The following is an 11946-nucleotide window of genomic DNA, read 5'->3' as shown; positions in this document are numbered from 1 at the left end:
AAAAATTATGAGCGCAGCAAAAAATATCAATATAACCCTTAATATTTGGCGTCAAAAAAACTCCAAAGAAAAGGGAAAAATGGAAACATACAAACTAAATGATGTTTCTACAGCCAGTTCATTTCTGGAAATGTTAGATCAATTGAACGAACAATTAGTAAACGAAAGAAAAGAGCCAATTGCTTTTGATCACGATTGTCGCGAAGGAATTTGCGGTATGTGTTCTTTGTATATCAATGGACGTGCACACGGACCCGATACCGGAATCACCACTTGTCAATTGCACATGAGAATGTTCAATGATGGTGATACTATTGTGGTTGAGCCATGGAGAAGCGCCGCTTTTCCAGTAATTAAAGACTTAGTGGTTGACAGAACTGCTTTTGAAAGAATTCAGCAAGCAGGCGGATTTGTTTCGGTTAATACTTCTGGAAACACTATTGATGCCAATACGATTCTAGTGCCTAAAGATGATGCCGACAAAGCTTTTGAAGCGGCAGCATGCATTGGTTGTGGAGCATGTGTGGCTACTTGTAAAAATGGTTCTGCCATGTTGTTTGTTGGGGCAAAAGTTTCCCAATATGCTTTGTTGCCACAAGGTAAAGTGGAAGCTACAAACCGTGTATTGAACATGGTGCGTCAAATGGACGAAGAAGGTTTTGGTAACTGTACCAATACTGGAGCTTGCGAAATCGAATGTCCAAAAGGAATTTCCCTTGAAAACATCGCTCGCATGAACAGAGAATTTTTGTCAGCCAGTTTGAAATAGTATTTCAAAATAGATTATATCAAAAACGTCCCGAGAAATTGGGACGTTTTTTTGTTTAAAAAAATTCAGTAATTTCATGAAATGAAAATCGCCTTAATCCAATCATCTTTAGTTTGGGAAAACCCAAAAGCCAACCGAAACTATTTCGAAGAAAAAATTAATGCTATCACTGAGAAAATCGATTTGATTGCGCTCCCGGAAATGTTCACCACAGGTTTCACGATGAATCCTGAAGCTGTTACAGAAGCGATGGGAGGCGAAACGGTTTTGTGGCTACAATCTTTGGCAAAAGCTAAAAAAGTCGCCATTACCGGAAGTTTGGTCATCAAGGAAAATAATAATTTCTACAACCGATTGGTCTTTGTTTTTCCGTCAGGAGAAATTCAATTTTATGATAAACGACATTTGTTTTCACTGGCTGGAGAAGACAAAGTCTATACTGCGGGCGACCAAAAACTGATTGTGGATTATTTAGGTTGGAAAATTTGTCCGCTGATTTGTTATGACTTGCGATTTCCGGTTTTTGCCAGAAATGCAGAAGATTATGATGTTTTGATTTACGTTGCCAATTGGCCCAAAACACGTGTCCAAGCTTGGGATATTTTGCTCAAAGCGCGCTCGGTCGAAAATATGTGTTATACCGTTGGTGTAAACAGAATAGGTTTTGACAACAACCATTTCGAACACGTTGGTCATTCGCAAGCGATTGATTTCCTGGGGAATTATGTTTTGGAACCAAAAGAAATAGAAGGTGTTTTCATCGTGGAATTGAGCAAAGAAAAGCTACTTGAAACCAGAAAAAAATTAGGCTTTCTTAATGATCGTGATTCATTTGAATTAAAATCCTGATTGAACGGGCTTCTTCTTTTTGTCTACTTTCTTTTTGGGTTCTGGAGAGTAAGGAATACTCAAATCAAAAACTTGTTCCACATCCCAATTGGCACGAACGTCTACCGCAGTAGAAAAATAAATCACTTCTTCGGCTTGGCGTTTTTCTAGATAATTTCCTGAATCCCATTCCTTGTTTTTGTTGTCGTCATAAATTGCGCGAAGCCAAAATTGCGCAGGCTCAACCAAATTAAATTCGACTTTAGTATTGCTTTCGGAATATTCCTTTGCTAGAACATCTCCTTTTTCATTGCTCAATTCAACAATCACCGGGAAACGTTTTACATTTCTCAAATTCACCACAAGATTTCCATATTCAGCTAAATTCTTTGTGTTTAAAGTATAGGTCAAGGTGTCATTCGACTGTTCCATGTAATCGGTCAAAGCGCCTGGCATAATCTTGAATGTGTATTTCTGGGAAGGTTCACTCTTGAAATCAAAAAACAAACGCTGGTTAAAATCATCGTATTCCGTTTTAAAATCTACTGAAACGGAATCTTTATTGATGATTTTTATTTTTGAATTGTCGAATTTAGTCAATGGTGTAGCTGTTTCCAGAGTAAATCGTTCCCTAAAATTCAAGAAGCCAGCTTGAATTGGGGTAATGTTTATGCTGTCTTTTTTCTGGTCTTTTATTTTAAAAGTAAATTTTCCTTTGTAGTTGTCTTTGGCAAAGGCCAATGCCAACGAATCCACTTTTAAAGGTTTATACCAAACCTGTAAGGAATCTTTTTTCGGGAATTTGGTGGTAATGGACGGTAAAACGGATTCACCATTTTTTAGTGTAATTGTCACTTCATTTGTTTTTCCTTGATAAGGTAAAATCAATCGGTTGCCTGATGCTTGAATTGGCTTGAAAACTTTTAAAGGAAGTACTTCCTTGAATAATTTTAATTCATAAACCGTGTCGTTTGGAATGCTGATAAACTGTTTGTTAAATCCAATTTTGTCTTTTTCGGGATTAAATTTATTATTGGAACCATAATCCTTCATTGCAACAAGAAGGTATTTCCCTGCTTTTAAATTTTCCAGTTTAAAAGTTTTTAAACTATCCAATGTATTGGTGACGTATCTGGGTGCTTCATGATAAACCACGGAGTCCTTAAATTTGTCATTGACCTCATAAAGCATTACGGAAACAAATGATTCAACTTCCTTGTTGTAGGCGTCTTTCACGGTTCCTCCAAGCGTTAAAGAATCGATGTAAGCGCCTGTCGAAAAAATATATTTGAATTGGTTGTATGGATTTCCCTCATTATTATCGGTGATGCTTTGGCCAAAATTGAAGCTATAAGTGGTATTTGGTTTTAGGGTGTCGAGTATTTTAATAGTAAGATATTTGCTTACACTGGTAGGCGTTATCAAGGGTTCATATTTCATTGGTGGCGAAATGATCAATTGCTTGTTCAAGTCTTTTAATTTGATGTATTCGTCAAAAGTTAATTTAATTTCGTTGCCTTTAAAATCCGTGCTAAAGTTTTTGGGAAAACTAATTTTCAATTCAGGACCCAATGTGTCTTTCAAGCCGCCAGTGATACTGCCTCTTTTGGCACAACTTGCCATTGCCAAAACCAGTAGAAACAGAATATATTTAAAGTTGTTTTTCAACATAATGAATTAATATTTAGAAGCTACAAAATAACAATTATATTCGCTGTAAAAGAAATCTTTTAAAAATAATTCTACATTCCATTTTGTCATCTTGAGCGCAGTCGAAGGAAGGAGTTATTTCCAACTGTTTACCCTGGATTTTGAGGTGAACTCCGCCACGAGAGTATGTCGTTTTCATCTGGGCTAAAAATGATTGGCATTTCAAAAAAAATATTGCTACCTCACTAATCCTTTCGTGACAGCATTTTTGAAATAGTTTAAACACAAACAAGCACCCGTGAGAGTGCTTGTTTAAAATTAGTGATACTCGTTCTTGTTCGCTTAGAATGTGTTATTTTGAACCCAAAGAGTCATGTGTTTTTTTTACATTAGATGAATAGAAAGTTTTATTCTTTTATGCAATAAACATTATATCTCTTTTGATTTTGTCTTATTTGGGTTGACCGGGCTTAATAATTTATTCTAAATTGCTCAATATTTTTATTGTACAATCCATTTTAGTTCCTTTTTAGCTTTAGCATCAATAATATCTATGATATATATACCTGGAGTAATGTTTTGTAAAACTTGAACTTGCATACCATCGGTTGTAGGGGTTAATGTTACGGGAATTTTTTGACCTAGAAAATTATATAAATTTACAACGGAGGTGTTTGACACGCCCATAATCATAAAATTTTGCTGACCTGCTTTTATCGGGTTTGGATACATTACCACTCTTTTGCTATAAGTTGGGACGCCAAGATTCTGGTTATTAAAGGCTCCTATTTGTGGCGATGAAACAACACGATTATTGCCAATAAAATCTTGGGTTACCTCAGACAAGTATATACCAGGAAGTGAAACTGCAGTTTGGTAGTTTGTGGCATTGGTTTGACCTGAGTTGACAAAGTTAGGATCAAGATTAAGGCTGTTGGCATCTTTGGCAGCAATCAAAGGTAGTGCAGTTACATTGGCGTTATTGTAGCGTCCGAGCACCCCACCTGTTCCAGATACATAATAGTTGTTGTAGTCTAATGTTAGGTTTGTATTTACAGCATAATTGAACCATCCCGCATAATGACTGCCGCTAGCGGTACCGTTGTTTGAACGTTCATTTAAAAAAATGTTATTTCTAAAGTTTCTTACATTTGATGAAGAATTACTCCATAAAGCATAGCTGGAAGCGGAACCAGATATTGGTGTTCCGCTTATTGAAACGGTATTGAAATATAGATTGTTATTATTACTAGCTGCTCCTGTTTCATAAATTCCATATAGGGTTGTTTCAGTGTTGCCTCCTAATGATATAATGTTGTTGGTATAATTTGCGGCTCCCGAATTGATACAAATGCCATACACTTTGGCAGCAGTAGATGCATCATCAACTCGCAATCCGTGAATATAATTACGAGAAACTGTACTAGTTGTCGTTCCTCCATTAAAATATAATCCATATACTAATCCTGCAAAATCATTCTTGGTATTAAGAATAGCATAGATTACATTTTGGCTAATGGTATTAGAAACAGCAGTTGTGTTATTTAAAACGATACCTGCTGCTGAGGCTGTGTTTAACATTGTTGTATTGGCATTGGCAATGCGCAAATCGTGAATTAAATTATTAACAATGGTCATAGTGCCAGATAGCACAGCCACACCATTTATCAAACCTTGAATTGAGGGTTGTAAGTTGGTTGTTCCGTTAGTTAAATTTGCTATGCTGTTGTCTGATATTTCAACGATATTACTACCTTGACTATAGATGCCGTAAACAGTTTGAGTTGAAGAATTTCCAGTAGCTAGGGAACTTGCCATTATGCTGTTTGACACCTCCGAATTACCAATATTATTATTCTTGATGACAGTATCACCTGTTCCAGTTTTATAGATTCCCCAAAAATTTGAAGAATAATCATCAATCGACGCAGCGGTTTTTATAGAGGCTACCGTATTATTATGACAGTTCACGATGGCGCCAGAACCAAGGTAAATTCCATAGAAATTCGCATTGTTGTTTCCTCCAGTGTAGATTATTTTCTCTGTTCCCAATTCAGCTCCAATAGTATTACCAGTCAAAGTGCCAATATTCACTAAACCACTATTGATCCATATACCATACCAAGCCGCAGAACTTGAATTCGACCAGTTAAAATTACTAATGGTATTGCCTTGTATGTTACTTGCCTCAGTGCCATTAGCACTAAGGTAAATTGCTGCAAAACTATTGTTTTGCAAATTTGTTTTCTCCCAAGGATTTCCTTCACAATTTGGTCCAGTTCCTCCAATAAAATTTCCAGAAACCGTGAAATTACCCCCAGATGCGTTAAAGATATTTATAACTCTATAATCAGAAGCAATAGTTGTTGGCACGAAAGAAGTAGTTTCATAAAAGCTGTTGTTTAAAATACTCCAATCTTTAGAATGACTCCTAATGTGAATGCCGTAGGAAGCTGCTCCATGTTTTAAAAAATCATAGATTTTGTTATCCCTTATGGTATTGTTTGTGTTTTCTTTACCACTTGTGCCAAAAGAATATATTGCATTTATTGGCCTAGACAAATCAGTTCCCGCATGGGTTATACTGTTGTTGGATATTGTGTTGTTGTTATTTCCTGCTGTCGCCGTAGACTCTGCAAATGTTATAATTCCCAGACCGGCATTTGTTATAGCTGTTTGAGTCGGGGAGCCCAATATTTTACAATTCGTTATGGTGTTTGAACTTGCACCATTACGGAAAATAATGGTGGTTGCAGATGTAGCAGTGTTACTGTTGCTTAAAGTTAGACTGTTACCGTCGCTATTCAAGCCATCAATAGTTACATTAGTTGCGCCATTAAGATTTATTAAGGCTCCTGCAATGCTTCCGCCAATTATCGTTGAGGCACCTCCATTGGGAACAATCTTAACTGAGTTGTAAAGACCGCTGCCTCCTGCATTTAATGTTGCAGTCGTGGTTAAAGATGTGTTTCCATTAACAGATATTGTAATGTCACCTTTGTGCGTTCCTGAATTAATAGCATCGAATACTTCGTTGAGGGTTGCATAATTACCAGTGGCATCCCCTTCGGTGGCAGTAATGCTCATACGCTGTGAAACTGGATATTGAAATGCACCCATCGCAGGTAGAGTCCCTCTTGTATTATTGGCAAAGTCAATGGTTATATTGGTTCCCGAAATTCCTGAAAGAATGGCCTCCGAGGGCATATAATTTGAAGCATTGGCCCCTCCTGCATTGGCAAAAAGAGGTTTGGCACTTAAACTAAAACCATCTTTGTCAGTAACCAAAGGTAAAGCGCTAACATTTAAATTGTTATAACGGCCTAAAGTTCCACCTGTCCCAGAAACAAAGTAGTTGTTGTAATCAAGGGTTAGTAAATTATTTGACGTGTAATTAAACCAAGCAGCATAATGGCCACCAGTTGCTGAACTTGAGTTGGAACGCTCATTGACAAAAATATTATTTCTGAAATCACGAGCAAAATTGTTATAACGACTAAAAAGTGCATAACTATTCAATGCTCCTGCCGAAGCTTGACCTGAAAGGTATACAGTATTAAAATATAAATTTGTACCACCAGTGCCACTAGCTCTGTCATCAATACCATAAACGTTAGTTTGAGTATAGCAATCAATGGCTACAATGTTATTATTGTAGTTTGTTTTTCCGGAACCTGATAATATTCCATAAATGTTTGCATTGGTTGATTGATTATTCACACTAAGGCCATGAATGAAATTTCTGGAAACTATATTGTGATTTGTGGCAGTAGGCCCCAAGAAACAAATTCCATTAACTGCTCCAACAAAATTGGGGTTGTCGTTATTAATGTTATATATGGTGTTTCGTGAATAATCAAAATTTTGAAGCGTTCCTTGATTTAAAGAACAGTAAATACCTGCTGCGGATGGAAAATTTGTATTGTTCAGACTGTTACTTCCTAAATTATTAGCATTTGAGATTTTTAAACCATGGATTGTATTATTTAACACTTGTTGTCCATCAAGGATTCCTATAACGTATCCTTGAGTACTTACATTGTCATTCGTTGTTCCATTAGTTAAATTGGCAATAGTATTACCCGATGTGATAGAGCCTCTTCTTATGCCACAAACGGTTTGAGCATTGGCTGTGGCTGGTGAGCTTGCAAAAATACTATTTGGGGTAGTTGTACTACCAATTGTATTATTTGTAAAATTTAAATCAAGTGTAGCGCCATACAGTCCCCAAAAATTAACAGCATGTCCTGGATCAGTAGTTGCAGTTGTTATACTACCAACTGTGTTGTTTTGACAAACTACTTTATTGGCTGACTGATATAAATTAATACCGTAAAAATTGGCATTGGTTGCCCCACTTTCAAAAGTTATACTCCCTGTTCCAGTGACAGAACCAACTTTATTACCGTTGATAGTGCCTACATTAACATTTCCGCCAGTAACACTGATACCCGACCAATCTGCATTACCAGAGTTAGACCAGTTAAAATTAGCAATGGTGTTTTCCTCAATGTTTGTGGCAGTGGTAGTTCCCGCTTTTACATATATGGCATAAAAAGCATTATTAGTGGCATTTGTTTTTATCCAAGGAGTTCCTCCACAATTGGGTTCGCTTCCTCCAAAATAATTATTAGATATCGTATAATTGTTACCTATACTACCAGTATCATTAACATTGGTGTTTGAAATAGAAATTAATCGTATTTCTTTGTCCATAGTAAGTGTTAATGGCGTAGTTTGATAAAAACTATTTCCAGTAATCGTCCAATCAGGACTATAGTCATTTAAATGAATCGCATACGTTTTGGTATGGTTAAGCACTTCATAATCTTCTATAAAATCAAATATTCTGTTATTAATTATGGCGTTATTAGCATTTGGCTGTACGCTACTTGATCCGTAGGAAAAAATGACCATCCCTGGTTTTTTGGAAAAATATGGACTGGTTGTTACGCCCGAAATGTCGCAGTTGCTAATAGTATTATTGCTATTCCCTCCTGTTTTGAATGAAATAACTGCGGCTATTAAATTTAAATTACCTAATTGATTCCAAGGTGACGCTCCTTTGATAGTGCAATTTGTGATTGTGTTCGAATTGGCTCCACCTGTAAAACCAATAACCTGTGAGCCTTCTGCATACCATGAATTTATTAAAGCAAGACTATTTCCTCCAGAATTTAACCCGTCAATAGTTACGTTATCAGCTCCATTCAACAAAATCAACGTTCCAGTTAAGTTTGCAGAAATGGTACGACTACCCGATGGTTTGATTAAAATTGAAGTGTAGTTTGCACTTCCACTTCCACTTGCATTGAGGGTAGCTTGATTAGTTTGATTTACATCGGCGGTTATTTCAATTGTTATGTCGCCTTTGTGTGTTCCGTTATTAATGGAAGTAAACGCGGTTGTCAAATCGGTATAACTAGTGGGGCCGGTTGTTCCTGATGAAGCAGAAATGCTTACTTGGGCTTGTACAATGGTGTTTAGCAGTAATACTAAAATAAATGCAAGAAATTTGTGTGTAGGTTTGTTTGTCATATCGATATGATTAAAATTTGGTACCACAAATTTCGAAACATAATAAATTCTTACACTAAACTAGGCCTAATACTATTCTCATAGTATAAAAAAAGGGTCTCATATTTTTCTCATCATTTTTTCATAATGTGTTGAAAAACATTGTTTAGGCTAATTACAACTCTAAGAGAAATTGTTGTAAATTGATGTGGTCTTCTAATTTTAATTTTTTTCGGATATTGCTTCTGGCATTGTCAATTGTGCCCACAGTACGATTAGTTAACGTGGCTATTTCCTTAGTTGAAATATTAAGTCGCATTAAGGCACACAAGCGTATTTCGGTCGGGGTTAAATCAGGAGCAATTTTTTTAATATTGGTAAAAAATTCTTCGTATACACTTGTAAAACGGGTTTCAAATTCGTCTATGAATGATTTTGAATTTTGGGTGTTTAATTTTCTTTTTAAATCGGTAAACTTTGAGTGATGCGATTCTGGCAAGTCATTTATAATTTGCTGTAACTCCTGTTTCATCCAGTCTTTTGTGTTTTGAATAGAAGCATTTTTCAAGGAATCAATGAGCAGTGCTTTCGATTTAAGTTCTAAATCGTAGCTTATTTTTTGTTTTTCAAGTTTTAATCTTTCGTTATAAATCGCATTTTTTTTGTTTCTATAGAAAAAAACAACACTCAAAATCAGCAAAAACAAACTTGATATAAATGCAATTAGATATTGCATGGCTCTCCCTTTTTGTAACAACAATTCGTATTGATTATTCTTTATTAAATTTTGTTCTCTTTCCTTGCTTAATTCCCACTCGATAATAACACTTCGAGGCAAGTCGCCCGTAAAGGATTGTTTGTTTTCAACATACTTCCTAAAGTATTTGTCTGAAAGAGCCTGTTTGCCCAAAGCTTTGTAGGATTTGCTCAAGCATTCATACAGTTCTGTGTTGATTTTAGTATTGTCAAATTCGGCTGCCTTCACTTCGGCTGCTAAAAGTTGTGCTATTGCCAGGTCGTATTTTTTTTGTGAAAAATAAACTTCGGAGCGGTTAATTTGATTAATCAATAGGCCAAATCCAATATTTAATTCAACACATATAGCATCCGAAGCGTCATAAAAGTTTAAAGCTTCCTGAAAATTAAGTTGCTTTGTTTTCAAATTACCAAGATTACTGAAAGTTTGGGCCATAATGCCTCTCAAATTTTTTTCTTTCGCTTTAAGTAAAACCCTGTTGTAAATATTTTCGGCTTTTTCTAAATCCCCGGTCTTCTTTAGTATAATGCCGGCTGTATTGAGTTGATCTATTGTTGAATTTTCAATGCCAACGAGATTAATTGCTTTATTAATAAATTCTGAAGCTTTTTCTAAATAGTCCATATTTAGATACATCGTGGCCAGGTTTTGGTATAATGTACTCAAATTTTTCTTGTCTTGACGACTTGCAATTTCGATGGCATGATGATAGTTAACCGCAGCTTTAAAGTATTGTCCATTCAAGTCGGCTAAATTGGCTTTATTGGAAAAGTAGGATAATTTCAGCCATTGCGTGGTATCTGTTTCAATTGCTTGTTCTAAAATTTTTAGATATTTGGACAAGCTGTCTTTTTCCTTCAGGAAATTATAATGGCTGGCGAGTATGGCTCCTGCAATGCCACGAGTGCTTTTAAATGTTTTGGCGTATGAGGAATGCAACAAGAAATTTGCCATTTTTTCAGCGGCCGTATAATACTCGGAGTGGTATAGTTCATCATTTAAAAGTCTAGCCGTTTGTTCATCCAATCCGTTGGGTTGTTTACAAAGTTCTTCCACCTTAAGTATGAGCCATTTTTCGGCCTCCACTTGATTTTTATATGGTGTTTTTATCACATCGACAAGAAATTTGTAGCGCTTAGTCGTAGGTTGCTTTCTAAAGTAAGTCTCAGTGGTTTTGTTGTTAAAGTCCTGCCTAGAAATTTTTGTAGTTGATAAATCTGAAGCGTGTTGTTCTTGACAAGCTATCAGTAAAATAGAGAAAATTCCAACTAATATATGCGATAAAAAACTATAGTATTTCACAAGGTAAATCTTAATATATTACAAAGGAAAATAATTAATTTGCTAAATCATATTTTAACAGTAAAAAAATTTTAGCATTTGATTTGTCAAATATTTTGTTTTGGGATGCAAAAAACGAATAATTGCTCGGTTTTGTAAGATGTAGTTCTCGAAAGAGAGTACGATTTTTTTCCCGCGCTTACTAAACTAGGTTGGAAAACAAACCAAAAAGCTACAACCATAAAACGGATTTCAAATAATTATTGAAAAACCATTTTTTAAATTATCAATTATTGAGCAACAGATGTTGTGGCGTGACTAAACATTTGTTATTCAATTCATATTGGAACGGAGGAATTCACAAAGCTTTTTTACAAGAGGTCATTTTCAAATGAAGCTTTTAAGAACTTATTTCGACCAGAAATAAGGCGTTACGAATGCGCCATCGCCATACAAACAATGCTGATTTTCGCCCCGGGAATTTTTAACAAGGCGTGCGAACAAGCTTCCAGAGTCGAGCCTGTCGTTATGACATCATCAATCAAAAGAAAATGTTTATTGTGGTCTTTTTGGGTAAAATTAACATCAAAAATCGAGTCGATGCCATCGCTGCGATTCAACAAGTTTTTCTTGGATTGGGTTTTGGAATAAATATTTCGGACTAAAAGGTTTGGATTGTAGGGAATAATTAAACTTTCGGAAAGAGCATTTCCAAAATTTGTCACCTGGTTGTAACCTCTTTCTCGAAGTTTTCTTTTGTGCAAAGGCACCGGAATAATTTCATCGACAGATTGGATTGTTACAGAGTTTTTTAAATCTTCGGCATACCATTCGCCAAGAACTGTTCCTATTTGTTCTTGTCCTTTGTATTTCAGGTTGTGAATTAATTCCTGAACAATTCCTTTTTTATGGAAATACAACAACGCCGAGGTATGTTCGACGGGAATTCGGCCGTAAAATTTTTTGAAAGCCTCGTTTTCAGGATTCAAATGATGATTGGTCAGTGGAAGGTTGTGTCGGCAAAGCGTGCAAATCACGTTTTCATTCGATACCAAAAACGAATGACAACCAGCACAAACGGGTGGAAAAAATAGATTGATAATGTTTTTAAACATAAAAAGCCAATTTATTTATAAAAATAGGG

At 35.8% G+C, this 11946-nt stretch carries 6 protein-coding genes; 2 read left to right on the top strand and 4 right to left on the bottom strand.

Annotation, left to right across the window (positions count from 1 at the left end):
* Window positions 1-7 precede the first annotated feature (7 nt).
* Both C0430_RS00995 and C0430_RS00990 read left to right on the top strand, forming a co-directional pair.
* A complete protein-coding gene (locus C0430_RS00995; protein WP_290864530.1) occupies window positions 8-769 on the top strand; it encodes a succinate dehydrogenase/fumarate reductase iron-sulfur subunit in 762 nt (253 codons plus the stop codon).
* A gap of 81 nt (window positions 770-850) precedes the next feature.
* On the top strand, window positions 851-1618 hold the full coding sequence (locus C0430_RS00990; protein ID WP_290864528.1) for an amidohydrolase: 768 nt from the start codon (window positions 851-853) through the stop codon (window positions 1616-1618).
* Here C0430_RS00990 and C0430_RS00985 read toward each other — a convergent pair.
* From C0430_RS00985 to C0430_RS00970, 4 genes are all read right to left on the bottom strand, one after another.
* Window positions 1607-3268: an Ig-like domain-containing protein gene (locus C0430_RS00985; RefSeq protein ID WP_290864526.1), complete on the bottom strand. Its 1662-nt coding sequence runs from the start codon at window positions 3266-3268 to the stop codon at window positions 1607-1609. The genes C0430_RS00990 and C0430_RS00985 overlap by 12 nt on opposite strands.
* 480 nt (window positions 3269-3748) lie before the next feature.
* Complete coding sequence (locus C0430_RS00980; RefSeq protein WP_290864524.1) at window positions 3749-8785, bottom strand: T9SS type A sorting domain-containing protein; 5037 nt, start codon at window positions 8783-8785, stop codon at window positions 3749-3751.
* A gap of 154 nt (window positions 8786-8939) precedes the next feature.
* Window positions 8940-10634: a hypothetical protein gene (locus C0430_RS00975; protein WP_290864522.1), complete on the bottom strand. Its 1695-nt coding sequence runs from the start codon at window positions 10632-10634 to the stop codon at window positions 8940-8942.
* 599 nt (window positions 10635-11233) lie between these two features.
* The gene (locus C0430_RS00970) at window positions 11234-11917 is read right to left on the bottom strand and encodes a ComF family protein (RefSeq protein WP_290864520.1); all 684 of its coding nucleotides are present in this window, start codon (window positions 11915-11917) and stop codon (window positions 11234-11236) included.
* Between the last annotated feature and the right edge of the window lie 29 nt (window positions 11918-11946).

Source organism: Flavobacterium sp., from assembly GCF_013823965.1.
In the GTDB taxonomy this organism is placed as follows: Bacteria; Bacteroidota; Bacteroidia; order Flavobacteriales; family Flavobacteriaceae; genus Flavobacterium.
This window is presented reverse-complemented; position numbering and strand designations above follow the sequence as displayed.